Here is a 19,377-nt window from a genome sequence, read left to right as displayed (position 1 = left end):
AGAACAATAAAGAGATCCTGACCATGGCACTTACCCGCGAACAAATGGCCCAACGTGTAGCCCGTGAACTCAAGGACGGCTACTACGTCAACCTCGGCATCGGCATCCCGACCCTGGTGGCCAACTACGTCCCGGCCGATATGGACGTAATGCTGCAATCGGAAAACGGCCTGCTGGGCATGGGTGAATTCCCCACCGAAGCGCAGCTGGACGCCGACATGATCAACGCCGGCAAGCAGACCGTCACCGCCCGCACCGGCGCCTCGATCTTCAACTCGGCCGAATCCTTCGCCATGATCCGCGGCGGTCACGTCGACCTCACCGTGCTTGGCGCCTTTGAAGTGGACGTGCAAGGCAACATCGCCTCGTGGATGATCCCCGGCAAGCTGGTCAAGGGCATGGGCGGGGCGATGGACCTGGTGGCCGGTGCCGACAACATCATCGTCACCATGACCCACGCCTCGAAGGACGGCGAGTCCAAGCTGCTGCCGCGTTGCAGCCTGCCGCTGACCGGCGCCGGCTGCATCCGCAAGGTGCTCACCGACCTGGCATACCTTGAGATCGAGAACGGCGCCTTCATCCTGCGCGAGACTGCGCCGGGGGTGACGGTTGAAGAGATCATCGAGAAGACCGCGGGCAAGCTGATCGTGGCGGATGATGTTAAAGAAATGACCTTCTGAGTCGTACTTTCGGGCCCCATCGCGGGTCAAGCCCGCTCCTACAGGTATTTGTGGGAGCGGGCTTGCCCCGCGATGGGGCTTTTGGCTGTTCCAGAAAAATAACGATAAAAGGAAAATCCCGTGGCCGCTGATATCCAAGACAGCCGCTCCGCCCGTTTTGCCCTGCGTTGCTCGAACTGGGCCGAACGCTGGTTCCCCGACTCCTGGGTGTTCGCCGCCCTGGCCGTGGTGCTGGTGTCGGTCGCTGCCCTCGCCATGGGCGGCAAACCCACCGATACCGCCAAGGCCTTCGGTGACGGTTTCTGGAGCCTGATCCCGTTCACCATGCAGATGGCTTTCGTGGTCATCGGCGGTTACGTGGTGGCCAGCTCGCCACCTGCGGTCAAGTTGATCGACCGCCTGGCGCGCCTCCCCAACAACGGTCGTTCGGCGGTGTGCTGGGTGGCGTTGATCTCGATGGTCGCCTCGTTGCTCAACTGGGGCCTGTCGCTGGTGTTCGGCGGTTTGCTGGTGCGCGCCCTGGCCCGGCGCACCGACCTTAAAATGGACTACCGCGCCGCCGGTGCCGCCGCCTACCTGGGCCTGGGTGCGGTGTGGGCCCTGGGCCTGTCGTCTTCGGCCGCGCAACTGCAGGCCAACCCGGCCAGCCTGCCGCCGTCGATCCTGGCGATCACCGGGGTGATCCCGTTCACCGAGACCATCTTCCTCTGGCAGTCGGGGGTGATGCTCGCCGCGCTGGTGGTGGTTTCGCTGGTCGTGGCCTATGCCACTGCGCCGGGCCCCAACAGCGCCCGCAGCGCCGAAGCCTGCGGCGTCGACCCAAGCTTCTCGGCACCGCCAACACCGCAGCGCACCCGCCCGGGCGAGTGGCTGGAGTACAGCCCGATCCTGATCCTGCTGCTGGTGGCCCTGGCCGCTGGCTGGCTGTACAACGAGTTTTCGACCAAACCTGCGATCACCGCGATTTCCGGGCTGAACACCTACAACCTGCTGTTCATCATGGCCGGTGCCTTGCTGCACTGGCGCCCGCGCAGCTTCCTCGATGCCGTGGCCCGTGCGGTACCGACCACCACCGGGGTGCTGATCCAGTTCCCGCTGTACGGCTCGATCGCGGCGATCCTGACCCAGGTCCAGGGCGCCGATGCGCAGAGCCTGGCGCACCACATCTCGACCTTCTTCGTACAGATCGCCACCCACGACACCTATGCCTTGCTGATGGGCGTGTACTCGGCGGTGCTGGGCTTCTTCATCCCTTCGGGCGGCGGCAAGTGGATCATCGAAGCGCCGTACGTGATGCTGGTGGCCAACGACCTGCAGTACCACCTGGGCTGGGCGGTGCAGATCTACAACGCCGCCGAGGCGCTGCCGAACCTGATCAACCCGTTCTACATGCTGCCGCTGCTGGGCGTGCTGGGCCTGAAGGCGCGCGACCTGATCGGCTTCTCGTTCGTGCAGTTGCTGGTGCACGTGCCGCTGGTGCTGTTCCTGCTGTGGATCCTCGGCACCACCTTGCAGTACACGCCGCCGGTGATGCCGACCCCTGCGGGTTGATCAGCCAGGAATCATCGCAAAGCCGACGCCGAAGCGGTTCCAGGCGTTGATGGTGGCGATGGCCAGGGTCAGGTTGACCACTTCGGCTTCGCTGAAGTGCTCGAGCAGCGCGCGGTACTGGTGCTCCGGGGCGCGCTGGTCGGGCAGGCGGGTCAGGCTTTCGACCCAGGCCAGCGCCGCCCGCTCGCGCGGGCTGAAGAATTCGGTTTCGTCCCAGACGCTCAGGGTCTGCAGGCGCGCTTCGCTTTCCCCGCTTTTGCGTGCATCGTTGGCGTGCAGGTTGACGCAGTAGGCGCAGCCATTGATTTGCGAAGCACGCAGGCGCACCAGCTCCAGCAGCGAATTCTCAAGCCCCGATTTACCCAGGGCCATTTCCAGGCCGACCATGGCTTTGTAGGCTTCAGGCGAGTGTTTGGCCCATTCGATACGATTGCTCATTGCTGCTCTCCGCTAAGGTCCGCCACAGGCGGCGATGGCGCTACCTTAGCGCCAGGTACGGCGTACTCGAATAGCCAATTTTGCCCTTTGTCAGGAGGCCAATCAGTCAAGGGCCTGGAGCACGTCGCGCAGGCGGTCCAGGGCCGGGTCGATGTCCAGCCGTTCGATGGCGCCAAAGCCCAGCAGCAGGCCCTGGCGCACCGGCACGCGGGCATGGAAGGGCGCCAGTGAATACAGGCCGACCTCGACCTTGCGCGCCATGCTGATCAAAAACTCCACGTCCAGCTCGCCCCGGGCCAGGGCGCTCAGGTGATAACCGGCAGTGGCCGGCACCACTTCGAACCAGGGCGCAAGATCACCCTGCAGGCGGGCCAGGATGCATTCGCGGCGCGCGGCATAGACTTCATGCACGCGGCGGATGTGCTTTTGCAGCGAGCCTTCGCTGATGAACTGCGCCAGCGCCCACTGGTTGAGGGTCGGGGTGTGCCAGTCGGTCAATTGCTTGGCGATGCAGATCGCCTCGCGCAGCGCTTCGGGGACGATGCAGTAACCCAGGCGCAGCTCCGGCAACAGGGTCTTGGAGAAGGTCCCGACATAGGCCACCAGGCCGTGGCGGTCGAGGCTTTGCAACGAGTCGGTGGGCCGCCCTTCATAGCGGAACTCGCTGTCGTAGTCGTCCTCGATGATGATCGCGCCCAGCGCTGCGGCACGTTCGAGCAAGGCCTGGCGGCGCGCCGGGCTCATCGGCATGCCCAGCGGGAACTGGTGCGAGGGGGTGACGTAGATCAGCCGCGTACCCTCGGCGATCTGCTCGACGCACATGCCCTCGGCGTCGACCGGCACGCATTGCAGCTCGGCGCCCTGGGCCAGGAACAACTGGCGCGCCGGGGTGTAGCCGGGGTCTTCCATGGCCACCTGGCAACCGGGTTCGACCAGCACCCGGGTGATCAGGTCCAGGGCTTGCTGGGCGCCGTTGCAGACCACCACGTCCTGGCTGCTGCAACGCACGCCGCGGGCGAAGGCGATATGCCGGGCGATCGCTTCGCGCAACTCCGGCAGGCCCTGGTGGGCGCTGTAGCGGGCGCTGCTGTGGCGGATCTGGCGCAGGGCGTATTGGCTGCAGCGGCGCCAGTCATCGAAGGGGAACTGCACCTTGCTCGAGGCGCCGCCGATAAAGTCGTAGCGCAACATCGGCAGTTTGAGGTCAGCCAGCGGGTTGGCCCGGGCCTGCCATTTGGCCAGGGTGGCGGCGCTGGCCAGGGGGATGCTGGTACCGGGGGGAGGGTTGCGGGTGGTGGCAGGGGTGATAAAGCTGCCTTTGCCGACCTGGCCGCTGAGCAGGTTGTCGTAGGTCAGGCGCGAATAGGCTTCGGCCACGGTCTTGCGCGACACCCCCAGTTGCTCGGCCAGCAGGCGGCTGGGGGGCAGTTGCGTGCCGGCCGCCAGGCGGCCGCTGTCAATGCCGTCGCGCAACTGCTGGTAAAGCTGCTCGGCCAGGCCCTTGCGGCCTTGCAGGCTGATGTGGAGTTCCATGGTGAGGGGCGTATCCGCAGGCGTTTGTCTGGCGTTCAGGTTACCTGATTCGCTGCCGTTGATCCCCTGGTGCAACGCCTATGCCCGCAGCGCGCCACACTCAACGGGTCGAGGTTCGCCGGCACTGCGGCGAACCGCTTGCGTGCACAGGAGAATCACCATGAGCCTGCGTTATCTGCCGGGTTTGAGCCTGTTGCTGGCGGCGACGGCCCAGGCCGCCACACCGGTGCCGGTCTATCACTATGGCATGCCCGTGGATGTCGCCCGGGTGCTGCAGCTGAGCGAACCGGCCAGCGACACCTGCGAGGTGGTGCTGGCCAGCATGGTCTATGTCGACTCCGCGGGCCGGCAACACAGCCTGCAGTACCTGAAACTGGCCCGGGTCTGCACCGACCGCGGTTAGTCCCAGGCTGGCGCCAGGCTCTCGGGGCTGGTCAGGCGCAGGCCGCTGTCGAGGGCGGCGATCCTGCCCATGTCGTCAGCGCTGAGCTTGAGTTCGCGGGCCTTGAGGTTGCCGGCCAGGTTCTCGCGCCGGGTCGAGGACGGGATCACCGCATAACCCAGCTGCAGGGCCCAGGCCAGGGTCACCTGCGCCGGGGTGGCGCCGTGCTGCGCGGCGATCTGCTCGATCACCGGGTCGTGCAGGACCTTGCCGTAGCCCAGGGTCATGTACGAGGTCACGGCAATCCCCTGGCGGTGCATGAAGTCCACCAGCGTGCGGTTCTGCAGGTACGGGTGCAGCTCGATCTGGTTGGTGGCGATGGCGTCCTTGCCGACCACCTCAATGGCCTGGCGCAGCAGGTCGATGGTGAAGTTGGACACGCCGATCTGCCGGGTCAGGCCCTGCTTTTGCGCTTCGGCCAGGGCGCCCATGAACTCGCTGACCGGCACTGCGCCCTGGGGCGATGGCCAGTGGATCAGGGTCAGGTCGAGGTAGTCGCTGCGCAGCTTGTGCAGGCTGTCCTTGAGGCTGGGGATCAGCTTGTCGGCGGCCAGGTTCTCGGTCCAGATCTTGCTGGTGATGAACAGCTCGTCACGGTCGATGCCGCTGGCGGCCACGGCCTGGCCGACCTCGGCTTCGTTGCCGTAGATCTGCGCGGTGTCGATGGCGCGGTAACCGAGTTCGAGGGCGGTGGCCACCGAATCGATCACTACCTGGTCCTTGAGGCGGAAGGTGCCAAGGCCAAGGGCGGGAATAGTCATGAGCGGGTTCCTCCGGTGCGAGCGTTGATAAACAAGACGTGCAGTATTGCGACTGTGCCCGCGCAGAAAAATGCCCGTTGCCGCACAAGCTTTTTGCTTGCAGCGCACGAATGCTCCGGCAGTGGTAGCCTTGCAGGGTCAGTCGCAACGGATTCGGCCATGGCCCAGCACAAGCTCAGCATTCGTCAACGCAACGTTGACAACATCCTTCTGGCAGCGGAAAAGGTCTTTGCCGAAAAAGGCTTCGCCGGCACCGCCATGGCCGACATCGCCGAGGCCGCGCAGCTTCCACGCAGCAACGTGCACTATTACTTCAGCACCAAGGCCGAGCTGTACCAGGCGGTGCTGTTCGGCCTGCTCGATGTGTGGAAGCAGGATGCCCTGTGTTTTGAACTGTATGACGATCCGCGCATCGTGCTGAGCAGCTACATCCGAGCCAAGATGAACCATTCGCGCACCCGGCCCCATGGCTCCAAAGTCTGGGCCAACGAGATCATCCATGGTGCGCCGAACCTCGGCGCGGCGCTGGACGACCCGCTGTACGACTGGGCGAAAATGAAAGAAGCGAAGATCCGCCAGTGGATCGAAGACGGGCGGATCCTGGCGGTGGAGCCCTCGGGCCTGCTGTACATGATCTGGGCCTCGACCCAGCACTACGCCGACTTCAGCCACCAGGTCGGGCTGCTCAACGATCACCAACCGCTGTCGGAGCTGCAGTTCGAACGGGCGGTACAGACGGTGACCAGTGTGATCCTCAGGGGGATCGGGCTTGAGCCCTGATCAAAAGCATCGCTGGCAAGCCAGCGATAGGGCCCTGATCGTCAAAAGCTGAACTCGATCTCCTCGTACAAGCTTCCCGGCTCCAAGCCATCGGTGCTGTGCAACTCGCTCTCCTTGCCCAGCGCCTCCAGCAACGGCCGCCTTGGCACTTCGGTGCCGGCCTCGGGGTTGCCGTGCTTGCCGGGCATGGTCGACAGCACGCTGGTCAAGCGTTGTGGCGTGCCGGCCTTGCCGCGTTTGTTGAAGCCGCCCCAGAGGCTTTTTGGCGTGGCATTGAGGCTGCCGTGGTGGCCGACCTTGTACAGGTCGACGTCTGCCAGCAACGCGCGAATGTCCGGCTGGCTCAGTGCGTAACTCCAGTTCTCGATCTGCGCATCGCCCGGGAACAGCAGCTTCTTGCCCGCCACTTCAAACAGCAGGATCAGGCTGGTGTTGTTCATTGCCTTATCCAGCGCGGTGACGATCTGCAGCAACTGCTCGCCACGGGCTTCGCGCACCCGCCGGGCGATCCAGCGGGTGCTCATCGGCAGCTTGCTGCCACGGGTCGCCGGGTAGTCGGCAAAGGGCCCGGGGTCGTCGTCCGGCGCATTGACCTGGGCATCGACCAGTTGCCGGTGCAGGTGCCAGAACTCGGCCGGGTCACGGCTGCGCTGCTTGCGGATCGAGGCGCTCTGCTCGACCGTGGGCGGGCCGAGAACATGGGTACGGACACCGGGCAACAGTTCGGCCAGGGCATCTTCGCTGCCAAAAAAGGCATAGGCGTTGCGCTTGCCCATGCTCGCCAGGTTGTTCACCGCGCTGGCGTTGGAGATGTTGTCTTCGCCGATAAACCCCAGGCGCCTGGCCAGCTCTGCGGACAACCCATGCTTGCCCTGGTCGAGCAGCTTGACTACGGCGCTGGCCAGGGCATTCATGCTCTTGAGGGTCTGGGCCATGCTGCGCGCGCCGCGCAGGCCCGGTTGCTCGGGGGCAATGGCGTCTTCGGCCAGCTCCAGCTGTTCGGTCCAGGGTTGCAGCACCAGCTCAGGTGCCAGGCTGCGAATCACATCGCCACTGGCGGTGCCGGCGCGATTGCTGGCAAAGCCGCTGATATGGTCGGCGTGCCGGTGGGTGGCGACCACCGCATCGAGCTTGCCCGCGCACTTGGCCTTGATGTCTTCGGCGATTGCCAGCAGGCGCTGGCCCTGGGCAACGCCCTTGGGCATGCCCATGGAGCCGAAGTCGATCAGCACATGGCGGCGTACGTCACCGGGGTAGTTGAAACGCAGCAAAAAGCAGTCGCCAAAACCGACCTGGTAGGCATAGAGGGTCAGGCTGGTCGGGTTCATGCTTGCTCCTCGCGCAATGGGCCGACCTGCCAGGCGCGCTGGCGGTGCAGTTGCGCCAACGGGTTGCGCAGGTCCAGCTCGCTGGTATCGAGACCTGCCAGGTAGCTCAAGCGCCGCAATTGCCACTGGCCGTCGTTGAGCGGGCGCTGGACGTGATACTTGATGCGCCCGTACTGGTCGAAAATCAGCGTGCCGGCGCCGTAGACGGTGAGCGCGTCGGTGGTCTTGATCCAGGCCGGGCGCGGGCTGATGTTGCACACGCTCTTGAGCTCGGCGCCAAAGATGTTGGCCTTCATGATGTATTCGCACACGCTCTCGCGCAGCAGCAGGCCGTCGGTGCCCAGGCGGATGCTCGGGCGCACCGACACCACTTCGGTGTAGGCGCGCTCGTCGATGCCCAGCACCGCACGGTTCTCCCAGAGAAAACGGAACACCTCTTCGTCGTCGCGCAGCATCGAGTCGAAGTGGCTGTTGCGGTATTGCACCCGGCCGTTGTCGGCAAAGCCGTGCCAGCAGCCGTCGCTGTCGGTGCGCGCTGGCGGCGGATTGATGCCGAAGGCTTCGAAGGTGGTGCGGATGATCAGCCGGTAGTCGTAGCGCGAATCGTCCGGGGCCACCTGGGCATCGACGGTGAGCAGAGCGGCCAGGTAGTCGCCGAACTCCAGGTCCAGCGGCGGGCAGTAGTCCAGGGCGCGGATGGCGATGGTCAGCAACTGGTCGGCGGCCTTGGCGCCTTCTTCAACCACTTCGCGCAGGTTGTACAGGTTGTCGCCAAAATTGCCCAGCTCGCCCAGGCGCGCCACCCACAGGGCGAGCATGCTGCGAAGCATGGCGGCGGCGAAAACTTCGCCACGGTTGTGGGCTTCGGCGAACTGCTCGTCGCTCAGGTAATCCGCCGACGGCGGCAGCATCACCGAGCGGCGCAGGGCATTGGCGCGCAGGCCTTCGAGTTGCTGGCCGAACTCTTCGCCGATACCGAACAGCAGCGACTCGGCAAGGTTCTGCGGGCTCAGCTGGTCGCCGTTGAGCAGCCGGCGATCGCCCTGTACGGTGAGCTCGATACGCCCGCCATTGGTCAGGGCGTACTCGATGATTTCGCGCAGGGAAAACACCGACAGCAGCGCCACCACGTCGGCAAAGCCTTCGTGGAAGGCTGCCTGATCGGGCCCCGAGGCATTCATGAAGCCGCCGCGCAGGCCGTCGAGAATCGCGTGGGTGGCCTCGTGGGCGACGATGTCGTGGGACAGGCAGGTGAACACGTGCTGGCCGTCGAGGCCCTTGAAATAACCGAACATCAAGGCGCGGTCGGCCCGCGAGTAAAAGGCATTGGCCTCGACGAAAGCATGCGGCACCACATGCAACTGGTGGCCCTCGAAGCCCCAGCCGACCCTGCGCCCCAGGGCCATCTCGAAGCGCGCCAGGGTGCGCATGACCACCGCGTAGACGTGCTGGCAGTGGAACGCCGGATTGCCCAGCAGCGCCTCGCCGGGCTGATCGAAGGGGTCGATCATCGCGCCGCTGGTGGCGTCCTGCTGGTAGGCGTGGGCGTGGTACAGCTGGTTGCGCGAGGCGTCGAAGTCGACCACCTTCAGGCGGTAGCCGGTGGGGCCCAGGCCGAGGGTTTCCAGCGGCACGCTGACCCGGGCGAACAGCAACTGGCCGCGGGCATCACGCACCGCCGGGTCCTGGGCGAGGATGGTGAAGGTCTGGCTATTGGCTTTGACGACCATGGGCAGCACTCCTGTGCACCAGGCTTACATCATTGGAAATACTCTCAGGGTAGCTTCAATGGCTCGTATTCCAAGGGCGTTTCGTTGCCCTTGCGGTCGATCCGGTAGTGCTTGCCATCGCGTTGTACGATGGCCTGGCCGTCGCGAAAAAAACCGGGTCTGTCATAGATATAGGGCAGCACCACCTTGCCCTTAAGGTCGATAAAGCCCCATTTACCTTCTTTTGCCGCGCTCAGCAGATTGTCGTTGATCAGCCGTCCGCCCCAGGTATTGTAGGCGAAGCCGTCGTATTCGAAAGGCAGCACCACTTTGCCGGATGTGTTCATCAGGCCGCTTTTTTTGCTGGCGCTGTCGTTCAGCAGCACATAGCCCTTCTCGGTAATGGGCCGCGAGCTGAAGCGCAGGGGGATCACCTGCTCGCCCTTGCGGTTGATCATGCCGAACAGGTTGCCTTTGGCGACTACCGCCAGGCCGTCCTTGGCGTCGTCGAAACCCTCTACCCAGTCATACTCGAACGGCACCACGGTGCGGCCCCGGGTATCGATGTAGCCACACTCGGAATACGTCAGGCAGACGCCTGCCAGGCCATCGCTGAACGGCCCGGGGCGCTTGTAGAGGGTCGGGATGAGCAACTGCCCCTTGCGGTCCATGTAGCCCCATTTGTTGTTGATGCGAACGGCTGCCATGCCTTCGTGGTAAACCGGTTGCAGCTCGATGGACGGCGCAACGATGACCTTGCCGCTGGGGTCTTTAAGGCCATACAGGTCATTTTCCTTGAAACTGACCGGGTCGGCGGGGGTGGCGCTGCAGGCCGCCAGGGCAGCGCCCAGGCACAGTAACGGGAGGGAGCGAAAGAGGGCCTTCAATTCAGTGCATTCCTTGGCAAGGCGAGGTAAGGGCAAGGCGCGCACCTTAGCCGATCGCGCCGCACTTGCCCAGCCATTCAACCGCGGGCGAAAGCCTCAAGGCCGGCGCCTTCGAGGCGGTAGCGCACCCATTCATCCTGGGGCAGGGCGCCCAGGGATTTATAGAACTGGATGGCCGGCTCGTTCCAGTCGAGCACGCTCCACTCCAGGCGCCCGCAGCCGTTGGCCAGGGCTTCGACGGCGATATGACGCAGCAACTGCTTGCCGGCACCGCCACCGCGTTGCTCGGGGGTGATGTACAGGTCTTCGAGGTAAATGCCGTTGCGCCCCAGCCAGGTCGAGTAGCTGTAGAAGTACACCGCATAGCCAATGGCCTGGCCGTCGCGCTCGCAAATCAGGCTCAGGGCCTTGGCGCCGTCGTCGAACAAGGTGCGTTCGATGTCGGCCCGGGAGGCGATTACTTCGTGGACGGCGCGCTCGTAGTCGGCAAGCTCGGTGATGAAGGCGAGGATCTGGGCGGCGTCTTCGCGCCGCGCGGGGCGGATGGTCAGGCTCATGGCAGGCTTCCGGCGGGTGAGGTAATCGCCCATGTTAGCCGGAACCAGCCTTGAGCGTCATCGCTTCGCTGCGCAGCCATTTGAGCACCAGGGCAAAGGCCAGGCTGGCCAGCGCAGTCATGCCGGCCAGGGGCCCGGCGCTGCCATCGGAGAGCTGGCCGATGACCAGGCTGCACAGTGCAGTGAAGGCCATCTGGATGAAAAAGAACAACCCCGAGGCGCTGCCGGCGATGGCCGCATAAGGCTGCAGCACCGCCCACTGGCAGGCCGGAATGGCCAGGCCCACCGAGAGCATGATCAGCAGCATCGGCAGGACGATCGCCAGCAGCGCGTCGGGCCACAGCCGGGTGGCGAGCATCAGCAGCAGCGCGCCAGCCAGGTTGAGCACCAGGGCCTGGCCGAGCAAGGCATCGGCGCTGTAGCGGCCACTGCGCCGGCGAAACAGCTGCGAGCCTACCAGGTAGCCACCGACGGTGACGGCGAACAACGCGGCGTACTGCGCCGAACTCAGGCCCAGGCGGCGTTGCAGCAGGGTCGAGGACTCGGCGATGAACGGGAAGTAGGTGCAGTAAACGCAGGCAATCGCCAGTGAATAGCGCATGAAGTAGCCGTCACCGAGCAGGCGCAGGTAGACCTTCAGCACCGGTTGCTGACGCAGCCCGTCCACTTGCGGCGGGCGGGTTTCCGGCAGGCGCAGGGCGATCAGCAGCAGGCTCAGGGCAGCGCTCAAGGTCAGCAGCAGGAAGATCCAGCGCCAGCCCAGGCCGGTTTCGATCAGGCTGCCCAGCACGGGCGCGATCATCGGCGACAGCGCCATACCCATCGACAGGTAGCCGAGCAACTGGCCCTGCTGCTGGCGGTCGAAGTGATCACGCACCATCACCCGGCCAATCACCGCCCCGCAGCAACCGCCCAGGGCCTGGAACAGGCGCGCGGCAATCAGCACCTCGACACTGCTGGCCAGGCTGCAGGCAAGGCTTGCCAGCAGGTAGATCGTGCCGCCGAGCAGCAACAGCGGGCGGCGGCCAAAACGGTCGCACAGCGGGCCGCTGATCAGCATGCTCAGGGCGTAGCCGAGCATGTACAGGGTCAGGGTCAGGTGCAACTGGGCATCACTGGCGTGCAGGGCGATGGCGATGTCGGGCAGGGCGGGCAGGTAGATGTCCAGGGCCACCCGCGGCAGGCAGACAATCATCAGCAGCAATAGAAGCCAGGTTCGCGGGCCGGGCGAGGAGGGGGTGGGCATTGAACGGTTCCTTGTGATCGATGCGCAGACCTTAGCGGCCAATGTGGTTTAATCGGCAGCGCCATTAAGAACAAACCTGATTGGACCACTATGCGCACAGGCAAAGCCGCCATCGCCCTCGATCTCCCGCTGCCCACGGCATTGGCCCAGGGCAAGCAGCAAGGCGCCTATGCCGCCCTGCGCGATGCGATCCTCGACAAGCGCCTGGCGGCCGGCAGCCGCTTGCCCTCGACGCGCACCCTGGCCGAGCGTTGGCAGCTGTCGCGGGGCACCCTGGAGCTGGTGTTCGAGCGTCTGCGCGATGAGGGCTATGTCAACCGGGTGGCCGGCTCCGGTACCCGGGTGTGTGCGGTGGTGCCTGACGCCTTTATCGCTGCTGGCAGTGAGCCGGCAGCGGCGCCGGCGTGCCAGCCGCTCAGCGCACCGAGCACGGCCAGCGGCGCCGGTGTGCAGGTGGGTGTGCCGTTTGTCGCGCGCCTGGCCGACCCGGCGCTGTTCCCGCTCAAGGCCTGGTCCCAGGCGCTGGCCAAGGCCCTGGCGACAGCGCCGGCAGCCTTGCTCAGCTCGCCGGATGCGGCCGGGCTGCCGGCCCTGCGCGAGCAGATCGCCGACTACCTGCGCCGCTATCGCGGCATCCGCTGCACTGCCCAGGACTTGATCGTCACCAGCGGCATCCGCCAGTGCATCGACCTGTTGGCGCGCAGTGTGATCCGCCCGGGCGACAAGGCCTGTGTCGAAGACCCCGGCTACCGCACCGCCAGGTCGCTGTTTGCGCGGGCCGGGGCGCAGGTGGTGGCGGTGCCGGTAACCGCCGAGGGCATCGACGCGCAAGCGCTTGAGCGTCACCTGGATGCCCGCCTGGCCTGCGTGACCCCGGCGCACCAGTCGCCGTTGGGCGTGACCCTGTCGGTGTCGCGGCGGCTGATGCTGCTGGACTGGGCCAAGCGTGCCGAGGCGTGGATCGTCGAAGACGACTACGACAGTGAATTCAACTACAACAACGCACCGCTGCCGGCGCTCAAGGCCCTGGATCACGGCGACCGGGTGATCTACTGCGGCAGTTTCAACAAGACCCTGTTCGCCGGTCTGCGCGTGGGTTTCATGCTGGTGCCGGCGAGCCTGCGCGCACCGTTGCTTTCGACCCTGCAGGGCACCGGCGGCGCGGTCGGGGTTACCGAGCAACTGGGCCTGGCCGAGTACCTGGCCAATGGCAGCTTCGTACGCTACCTGAGGCAGGCGCGCCAGGCCTATCAGCAGCGCCGCGACCTGCTGCTCGCCTGCCTGGCCGAGCATGCGCCGGGCCGTTATGAGGTCAGCGGCCAGCAAGCCGGTTTGCACTTTGTCCTGTGGTTGCCGGCAGGGGCGGATGAGCAGGATTTTTGCCAGCGCGCCGCCGACCAGGGCCTGCAACTGCAACCGATCGGCAGCTTCTGCCAGCAGGTGCAACTGCGGCCTGCGGTGATGATCGGCTTCACCGCCCTGAGCGATGCGCAGTTGCGTTTTGCCGGGCGCAAACTGGCGGCGCTGCTGTACGAGGTTTCTTAATCGGCGGGTAACCGGCATGCTAGGACACGCTCGATTTCCCAAGGCCACTAAAGGAACCTGCGATGACCTGGTCAGCTGCGCAATACAGCACCTTCGAGAACGAACGCACGCGCCCGGTGCGCGACCTGGTAGCGGCGCTGCCCAACCACACAGTCGCCAGCGCCGTGGACCTTGGCTGCGGCCCGGGCAACTCCACGCAAGTGCTCGCCAGCCGCTATCCCGAGGCGCAGGTGACCGGCCTGGACAGCAGCGAAGACATGATCGCCGCCGCCCGCCAGCGTTTGCCGCAGATGGCCTTCGAAGTGGCTGATATCGCTAGCTGGAGCGTCGATGAGGGTGTCGATGTGATCCTCGCCAACGCCTCGCTGCAATGGCTGCCCGACCACGCGCTGTTGTACCCGCAGCTGGTACGTCAACTGACGGCCGGTGGCAGCCTGGCGATCCAGACCCCGGACAACCTCGACGAACCGGCACACCGCCAGCTTCGCGAGATCGCCAAACTGGGCAGCTGGGCCAGCAAGGTCGGTGATCTGCAGTTGCCGCCACGGCACACTGCGGCCTATTACTACGATGTGCTCAGCCCCCATTGCCGGCGCGTGGACGTCTGGCGCACCACGTATTACCACCCGCTGGCAGGCGGCGCGCCGGCGGTGGTGGAGTGGTTCAAGGGCTCGGCATTGCGGCCGTATCTGGCGGCGCTGGATGCCCAGGAGCAGGCAGACTTTCTGCAGTACTACCTGCAGGCGATGGAGCAGGCGTATCCGCCTGCCGCCGATGGCACGGTGCTGTTGCCGTTTCCGCGCCTGTTTATCGTTGCTACACGCTAGGCTTTGTACGAAAAGTGCCTGCGCGACGATCATGCTGCGTTGAAAACAGGCTCGGAATGCTCATTTACAACTCGTAAACTCCGCTTCCTCGCCTGTTTTCGCCTTGCCTGATCGCCGCTCGGCGACTTTTCGTACAAACCCTAGGCAATGCGCTGCTGACGTCGCGCCTGCCACTGGCGCATTACGTGCAGGTAGACCAGGCCGTTGACCAGCACCACCACCGAACCGAGCACCAGCTGGATGCCAGGCGTCAGCCCCGCCGGGTAGATGATCGGCCAAATGTAGTGCTCGATGAAGCCGCCTTCATAACCGGCCAGGCCCGAGGCCTGGCGCAGGCGGTTTTCCCACTCGGTGAGCGGGCAGGTGAGGTGCAAGAACTCCACGGCCATGCCCCAGCTCATCGCCGGCAGATGCCACCACATCGCACCGCGCCATTTGAGCACCAGCAAACCGCCAAACAGCACGAAGACAATAAACAACAAGTGAAACAGCACCAGACCATCGGCGCCCAGGCGGTAAAGCATGACGATTCCTTCCTCGCGGGGATATTCCTGTAACCGTCATGATATAGGCATTCGTGCAGCGCTACGATTGCCTTCAGCGAGGGAGAGCCGCCAGGCCTCCCTCGCTGTTTTTGCTGCCTGCCTCAGGACGCTTCGCGGTAGGGGTTGCGCGGGTCATGCAGCCAGTCAAGAAACGGCTTGCCGGTGTCCTGCGGGACCATCTCGATGCAGTCCTGCACCGGGCAGGTGATCTGGCACAGGTTGCAGCCCACGCATTCGGCGTCGATCACCTCGTAGCGGTGGCTGCCGTCGGTCTGCTTGAGGTTGGCGATGGCCTGGTGCGAGGTGTCTTCGCAGGCGATGTGGCAGCGCCCGCAACCGATGCACGCCGCCTGGTCGATCCTGGCCACCACCTGGTAGTTGATGTCCAGGTACTTCCAGTCGGTGGTGTGGCCCACGGCGCGGCCCTGGAACTCCTTGAGGCTGCGGTAGCCCTGGCTGTCCATCCAGCGCGAGAGGCCATCCTTCATCTCGTCGACGATGCGAAAGCCATGCAGCATCGCCGCCGTGCACACCTGCACCGCGCCGCAGCCGAGGGCGACGAACTCGGCGGCGTCACGCCAGCTGCCGATGCCGCCAATACCGCAGATCGGCAGGCCGTGGGTGGCCGGGTCGCGGGCGATTTCGGCAACCATGTTCAGGGCGATCGGCTTGACCGCCGAGCCGCAATAGCCGCCATGGGTGCTCATGTCGCCGACAATGGGGTGGGCAACCATGCGTTCGAGGTCGACGCTGGTGATCGAGTTGATGGTGTTGATCAGCGACACCGCGTCGGCGCCACCACGATGGGCGGCGCGGGCCGACTGGCGGATGTCGGTGATGTTCGGTGTCAGCTTGACGATCACCGGCAGCGAGCAGTACGTCTTGCACCAGCGGGTGACCTGTTCGACGTACTCCGGCACCTGGCCGACCGCCGCGCCCATGCCGCGTTCGGGCATGCCGTGGGGGCAGCCGAAGTTGAGCTCGATGCCGTCGGCGCCAGTGGCTTCGACCAGCGGCAAAATGGCTTTCCAGGATTCTTCGACGCAGGGCACCATCAGCGAGACGATCAGTGCGCGGTCTGGCCAGTCCTTCTTCACCTGGGTGATTTCGCGCAGGTTGATTTCCAGCGAACGGTCGGTGATCAGCTCGATGTTGTTGATGCCCATGACCTCGCGGTTGGCCCCGTAATGCGCCGAGTAACGCGACGAGACGTTGACTGCGGCGGGGTCTTCGCCCAGGGTTTTCCAGACCACGCCACCCCAGCCGGCCTGGTAGGCACGGACCACGTTGTAAGCCTTGTCGGTGGGCGGTGCGGAGGCCAGCCAGAACGGGTTGGGCGCCTTGATGCCAGCGAATTCGATCGACAGGTCAGCCATTATGCAGCCTCCACATTGAGCATCAGGTGCGCATGCATGGCCTCGGCGGCCAGCTTGCCGTGCTGCACGGCCTGGACGGTAAGGTCCTGGCCGAGCTGGGTGCAGTCGCCGCCGGCATACACGCCGGGCAGGCTGGTGCGCAGCTGCTCGTTGACGCGAATGCGCTCGCCCTCGCGGGCCAGCTGCTGGCCGCTGCTGTCGCTCAAGGCGCTGGCATCGAAGGCCTGGCCGATGGCTTTGAAGATCGCGTCGGCAGCCAGTTCGAAGGTCTCGCCGGTTGGCTGCAGGCGGCCATCGCTTAACTGCGTGCGGGCAAAGCGCATGCCGCGCACCCGGCCCTGATCGTCGAGCAGCACTTGTTCGGGCTGGGCCCAGGTCAGCAGGCGTACCTGGTTGTCCTTGGCGATGTGTTGCTCGTGCGCGGTGGCGCCCATGTCCTCGACGCCACGGCGATACACCAGGTTGACGTCGCGGGCACCGAGGCGGGCCATTTGCACGGCCATGTCGATGGCGGTATTGCCGGCGCCGAGGACGATGCAACGGTCGGCCACCGGCAGGGAGGTGAGGTCATCGGCCTGGCGCAGTTCGCGGATGAACTCGGTGGCGGCGAGCATGCCCGGCGCTGCCTCGTTGGCCAGGCCCAGCTGGCGCACGGCATTCAGGCCCAGGCCGAGGAACACCGCGTCGAACTGCTGTTGCAGCTCGGCCAGGCTGAGGTTGTCGCCCAGCACCTGGCCGTGACGAATCTCGATGCCGCCGATCTGCAGGACAAAGTCCAGCTCGCGCTGGGCGAAATCGTCGACCAGCTTGTACTTGGCGATCCCGTATTCATTGAGGCCGCCGGCTTTGTCCCGGGCTTCGAAGATCACCACGTCATGGCCGTGCCAGGCCAGGCGGTGGGCGCACGACAGCCCCGCCGGGCCGGCGCCGACCACGGCAATGCGTTTGCCGGTGCTGGCGGCGCGCTGGAACGGGTGCTGGGCAAACTCGGCATGGTCCACGGCATAGCGCTGCAACAGGCCGATCAGCACCGGCGCGCACTCCTGGTGGTTGTTGCGCACGCAGGCCTGCTGGCAGAGGATCTCGGTGGGGCACACCCGCGCGCAACTGCCGCCGAGGATGTTGGCCGAGAGAATTTTCTGCGCCGCGCCCTGGACGTTCTCCTGGTGGATGTTGCGGATGAACGAGGGGATGTCGATCTCGCTGGGGCAGGCGTTGACGCAAGGCGCGTCGTAGCAATACAGGCAGCGTGAGGCTTCAAGCGCGGCCTGGCGGGCGTTCAACGCTGGCGCCAGGTCGCTGAAGTGCTCGGCGAGGGTGGCGTTGCTTTCGGACGGTCGGGGGAGGTGGTTGAGGGAATCGATCACGGTGGGTTCCTCATTTTTTTATTTTTTTTGGGGAAGGCTTTGCCTTCCATCGCGGGTCAAGTCGAGGCGTCGCACCGCCGCTCCCACATGTGGGAGCTGGCTTGCCCGCGATGCTCTTCAGCGCTTAACGGCGACCGGCCGGGAATGCTCGGCCCGCTTGCTGAGCAGGTCGAACACCGCCGGGTACGCCGGCCGTTCGATGTAGCGCCCGGCGCCGCGCTCGGCGCGCAGGTCGCCGTGGGCCCAGACCAGCTTGCCCTGGCTGATGGTGTGGCTGGGGATGCCGCGCACGGTCTTGCCTTCGAAGATGTTGAAGTCCACCTGCTGATGGTGCGTGGCCGCCGAGATGGTCCGTGTGCCTTGCGGGTCCCAGAGCACCAGGTCGGCGTCGGCACCGACGCGCAGGGCGCCTTTGCGCGGGAACAGGTTGAAGATCTTCGCGGTGTTGGTCGAAGTCAGGGCGACGAAGTCCTGCATCGACAACTTGCCGCTGTTGACCCCTTCGTCCCATAGCACTGCCATGCGGTCCTCGATGCCGGCAGTACCGTTGGGGATGCGGCTGAAGTCGTCGCGCCCGGCGGCTTTCTGTTCGGCGCAAAAGCAGCAATGGTCGGTGGCGGTGGTGTGCAGGTTGCCCGATTGCAGGCCGTGCCACAGCGCCTCCTGGTGGCCGTCCTGGCGCGGGCGGAACGGCGGGCTCATGACGTAACCGGCGGCGGTTTGCCAGTCGGGGTGGCGGTAGACGCTGTCATCCAGCAGCAGGTGCCCGGCCAGCACTTCGCCGTAGACCTGCAGGCCTTTGTTGCGCGCGTAGGTGATTTCATCCAGGGCTTCGCGGGTCGAAACATGCACCAGGTACAGCGGCGTGCCGAGGGTTTCGGCGATGCGAATGGCGCGGCTGGCGGCTTCGCCTTCGACCTGCGAGGGCCTTGATAGCGGGTGCGCTTCCGGGCCGGTAATGCCCTGGGCCATCAGTTTGCGCTGCAGGTGATAGACCAGTTCGCCGTTCTCGGCATGCACGGTCGGCACCGCGCCGAGCTCCAGGCAGCGCTCGAAGCTGGCGACCAGGGTGTCGTCGGCGGCCATGATCGCGTTCTTGTAGGCCATGAAGTGCTTGAAGCTGTTGACCCCATGCAGGCGCACCAGTTCGCCCATCTCCTCGCGCACCTGCTCGCTCCACCAGGTCACGGCGACGTGAAAGCCGTAGTCGCTGGCCGACTTCTCGGCCCAGCCACGCCACTGGTGGAAGGCTTCGAGCAAGGACTGCTGCGGATTGGGAATCACGAAGTCGATGATCGAGGTGGTGCCGCCGGCCAGGCCCGCGGCAGTGCCGCTGTAGAAGTCTTCGCTGGCCACGGTACCCATGAAGGGCAGTTGCATGTGGGTGTGCGGGTCGATGCCGCCGGGCATCAGGTACTGGCCGCTGCCGTCGAGCACTTCACAGCCGGCCGGCACTTCAAGGTCAGGGCCGATGGCCTTGATCACGCCGTCGGCACACAAGACATCGGCGCGGTAGCTTTCTTCATGGGTAATCAGGGTGGCGCCACGAATCATAAGCGTCATCAGATGCTCCTCGCAGGCTTGACCGGTTGTTACCGGTTCTAGGTTTTGTACTTTTTTCAGCGTAGGCGAAAACCTGTCATCGCTGTCAGGAAATGAATCTAGTCGGCGATTTCAGATAGGGCAAATATTTAATTTATATGCATATAACAAGGTTAACTTACTGATTTATAAGATTTATATGATTTGAGTGGTGCTGAGGGAAAACGACCAGTGGTCCTGTCGTTCTTGACAGGTTGTAGAAA

General features: G+C 65.0%; 18 protein-coding genes. 6 read left to right on the top strand and 12 right to left on the bottom strand.

All coding sequences use genetic code 11. The annotated features are described in order from the left end of the window. Positions 1-23: 23 nt before the first annotated feature. Together LOY34_RS15790 and LOY34_RS15785 are read left to right on the top strand one after the other, a co-directional pair. Positions 24-680 (top strand): CoA transferase subunit B, encoded by a 657-nt coding sequence (locus LOY34_RS15790; protein WP_045194086.1) that lies wholly within the window; start codon positions 24-26, stop codon positions 678-680. A gap of 120 nt (positions 681-800) precedes the next feature. Next, complete coding sequence (locus LOY34_RS15785) at positions 801-2,231, top strand: short-chain fatty acid transporter (RefSeq protein WP_195884437.1); 1,431 nt, start codon at positions 801-803, stop codon at positions 2,229-2,231. Here the strand turns inward: LOY34_RS15785 and LOY34_RS15780 are convergent, their stop codons facing one another. After that, positions 2,232-2,669: a carboxymuconolactone decarboxylase family protein gene (locus LOY34_RS15780; protein ID WP_045194084.1), complete on the bottom strand. Its 438-nt coding sequence runs from the start codon at positions 2,667-2,669 to the stop codon at positions 2,232-2,234. It abuts the gene before it with no gap. Positions 2,670-2,771: 102 nt separating this feature from the next. Next, positions 2,772-4,202, bottom strand: a complete 1,431-nt coding sequence (locus tag LOY34_RS15775; protein WP_195884436.1) for a PLP-dependent aminotransferase family protein — start codon at positions 4,200-4,202, stop codon at positions 2,772-2,774. Between the two features lie 160 nt (positions 4,203-4,362). Between LOY34_RS15775 and LOY34_RS15770 the strand changes: the two genes are divergently transcribed. Beyond that, positions 4,363-4,605, top strand: a complete 243-nt coding sequence (locus LOY34_RS15770; protein ID WP_045194082.1) for a DUF2790 domain-containing protein — start codon at positions 4,363-4,365, stop codon at positions 4,603-4,605. Here LOY34_RS15770 and dkgB read toward each other — a convergent pair. Beyond that, complete coding sequence (gene dkgB / locus LOY34_RS15765; RefSeq protein WP_195884435.1) at positions 4,602-5,405, bottom strand: 2,5-didehydrogluconate reductase DkgB; 804 nt, start codon at positions 5,403-5,405, stop codon at positions 4,602-4,604. The genes LOY34_RS15770 and dkgB overlap by 4 nt on opposite strands. A 159-nt stretch (positions 5,406-5,564) precedes the next feature. On the opposite strand from dkgB, the gene LOY34_RS15760 reads away from it, so the two are divergent. Beyond that, positions 5,565-6,185 carry a TetR/AcrR family transcriptional regulator gene (locus tag LOY34_RS15760; RefSeq protein ID WP_045194080.1) on the top strand — a complete coding sequence of 207 codons (621 nt, stop codon included), beginning with the start codon at positions 5,565-5,567 and terminating at the stop codon, positions 6,183-6,185. A 41-nt stretch (positions 6,186-6,226) separates the two neighbouring features. Here the strand turns inward: LOY34_RS15760 and LOY34_RS15755 are convergent, their stop codons facing one another. The 5 genes from LOY34_RS15755 to LOY34_RS15735 all read right to left on the bottom strand — a co-directional run bounded on the left by LOY34_RS15755 (position 6,227) and on the right by LOY34_RS15735 (position 11,912). Beyond that, positions 6,227-7,513, bottom strand: coding sequence for a hypothetical protein (locus LOY34_RS15755; protein ID WP_195884434.1), 1,287 nt, complete (start codon positions 7,511-7,513; stop codon positions 6,227-6,229). Further along, entirely contained in the window at positions 7,510-9,243 is a 1,734-nt protein-coding gene (locus tag LOY34_RS15750) for a hypothetical protein (RefSeq protein ID WP_195884433.1), read from the bottom strand. The genes LOY34_RS15755 and LOY34_RS15750 overlap by 4 nt, the downstream gene beginning before the upstream one ends. Positions 9,244-9,287: 44 nt before the next feature. Beyond that, the gene (locus LOY34_RS15745) at positions 9,288-10,109 is read right to left on the bottom strand and encodes a WG repeat-containing protein (RefSeq protein WP_176794246.1); all 822 of its coding nucleotides are present in this window, start codon (positions 10,107-10,109) and stop codon (positions 9,288-9,290) included. Positions 10,110-10,186: 77 nt separating this feature from the next. Then, positions 10,187-10,666, bottom strand: coding sequence for a GNAT family N-acetyltransferase (locus LOY34_RS15740; RefSeq protein WP_045195638.1), 480 nt, complete (start codon positions 10,664-10,666; stop codon positions 10,187-10,189). 34 nt (positions 10,667-10,700) lie between these two features. Further along, positions 10,701-11,912 carry a multidrug effflux MFS transporter gene (locus LOY34_RS15735; RefSeq protein ID WP_195884431.1) on the bottom strand — a complete coding sequence of 404 codons (1,212 nt, stop codon included), beginning with the start codon at positions 11,910-11,912 and terminating at the stop codon, positions 10,701-10,703. Between the two features lie 90 nt (positions 11,913-12,002). Here LOY34_RS15735 and LOY34_RS15730 point away from each other — a divergent pair, with 90 nt between their 5' ends. Beyond that, a complete protein-coding gene (locus LOY34_RS15730) occupies positions 12,003-13,457 on the top strand; it encodes a PLP-dependent aminotransferase family protein (RefSeq protein WP_195884430.1) in 1,455 nt (484 codons plus the stop codon). Positions 13,458-13,519: 62 nt separating this feature from the next. After that, positions 13,520-14,284 carry a trans-aconitate 2-methyltransferase gene (gene tam, locus LOY34_RS15725; protein WP_195884429.1) on the top strand — a complete coding sequence of 255 codons (765 nt, stop codon included), beginning with the start codon at positions 13,520-13,522 and terminating at the stop codon, positions 14,282-14,284. A gap of 140 nt (positions 14,285-14,424) precedes the next feature. Here the strand turns inward: tam and LOY34_RS15720 are convergent, their stop codons facing one another. The 4 genes from LOY34_RS15720 to hydA all read right to left on the bottom strand — a co-directional run bounded on the left by LOY34_RS15720 (position 14,425) and on the right by hydA (position 19,135). Then, positions 14,425-14,808, bottom strand: a complete 384-nt coding sequence (locus tag LOY34_RS15720; RefSeq protein ID WP_195884428.1) for a DUF2784 domain-containing protein — start codon at positions 14,806-14,808, stop codon at positions 14,425-14,427. A 122-nt stretch (positions 14,809-14,930) separates the two neighbouring features. Next, positions 14,931-16,208, bottom strand: a complete 1,278-nt coding sequence (gene preA, locus LOY34_RS15715) for an NAD-dependent dihydropyrimidine dehydrogenase subunit PreA (RefSeq protein ID WP_093387493.1) — start codon at positions 16,206-16,208, stop codon at positions 14,931-14,933. Next, entirely contained in the window at positions 16,205-17,572 is a 1,368-nt protein-coding gene (locus LOY34_RS15710; protein ID WP_195884427.1) for an NAD(P)-dependent oxidoreductase, read from the bottom strand. The genes preA and LOY34_RS15710 overlap by 4 nt, the downstream gene beginning before the upstream one ends. A gap of 117 nt (positions 17,573-17,689) precedes the next feature. Next, positions 17,690-19,135, bottom strand: coding sequence for a dihydropyrimidinase (gene hydA / locus LOY34_RS15705; RefSeq protein WP_195884426.1), 1,446 nt, complete (start codon positions 19,133-19,135; stop codon positions 17,690-17,692). Positions 19,136-19,377: the final 242 nt, after the last annotated feature.

This window comes from Pseudomonas sp. B21-009 (assembly GCF_024749345.1).
Lineage (GTDB): Bacteria > Pseudomonadota > Gammaproteobacteria > Pseudomonadales > Pseudomonadaceae > Aquipseudomonas.
The sequence above is the reverse complement of the archived record's forward strand: the minus strand, read 5'-3'. Positions and strand labels throughout refer to the sequence as shown.

What these genes read in the sequence shown, in the direction of transcription:
- LOY34_RS15735 (WP_195884431.1), bottom strand. Translation starts at nt 11,912, where the DNA reads ATGCCCACCCCCTCCTCGCCCGGCCCGCGAACCTGGCTTCTATTGCTG.
- LOY34_RS15720 (WP_195884428.1), bottom strand. Translation starts at nt 14,808, where the DNA reads ATGCTTTACCGCCTGGGCGCCGATGGTCTGGTGCTGTTTCACTTGTTG.
- LOY34_RS15760 (WP_045194080.1), top strand. Translation starts at nt 5,565, where the DNA reads ATGGCCCAGCACAAGCTCAGCATTCGTCAACGCAACGTTGACAACATC.
- tam (WP_195884429.1), top strand. Translation starts at nt 13,520, where the DNA reads ATGACCTGGTCAGCTGCGCAATACAGCACCTTCGAGAACGAACGCACG.
- LOY34_RS15780 (WP_045194084.1), bottom strand. Translation starts at nt 2,669, where the DNA reads ATGAGCAATCGTATCGAATGGGCCAAACACTCGCCTGAAGCCTACAAA.
- LOY34_RS15730 (WP_195884430.1), top strand. Translation starts at nt 12,003, where the DNA reads ATGCGCACAGGCAAAGCCGCCATCGCCCTCGATCTCCCGCTGCCCACG.
- LOY34_RS15770 (WP_045194082.1), top strand. Translation starts at nt 4,363, where the DNA reads ATGAGCCTGCGTTATCTGCCGGGTTTGAGCCTGTTGCTGGCGGCGACG.
- LOY34_RS15790 (WP_045194086.1), top strand. Translation starts at nt 24, where the DNA reads ATGGCACTTACCCGCGAACAAATGGCCCAACGTGTAGCCCGTGAACTC.
- LOY34_RS15740 (WP_045195638.1), bottom strand. Translation starts at nt 10,666, where the DNA reads ATGAGCCTGACCATCCGCCCCGCGCGGCGCGAAGACGCCGCCCAGATC.
- LOY34_RS15755 (WP_195884434.1), bottom strand. Translation starts at nt 7,513, where the DNA reads ATGAACCCGACCAGCCTGACCCTCTATGCCTACCAGGTCGGTTTTGGC.
- LOY34_RS15750 (WP_195884433.1), bottom strand. Translation starts at nt 9,243, where the DNA reads ATGGTCGTCAAAGCCAATAGCCAGACCTTCACCATCCTCGCCCAGGAC.
- hydA (WP_195884426.1), bottom strand. Translation starts at nt 19,135, where the DNA reads ATGACGCTTATGATTCGTGGCGCCACCCTGATTACCCATGAAGAAAGC.
- LOY34_RS15775 (WP_195884436.1), bottom strand. Translation starts at nt 4,202, where the DNA reads ATGGAACTCCACATCAGCCTGCAAGGCCGCAAGGGCCTGGCCGAGCAG.
- dkgB (WP_195884435.1), bottom strand. Translation starts at nt 5,405, where the DNA reads ATGACTATTCCCGCCCTTGGCCTTGGCACCTTCCGCCTCAAGGACCAG.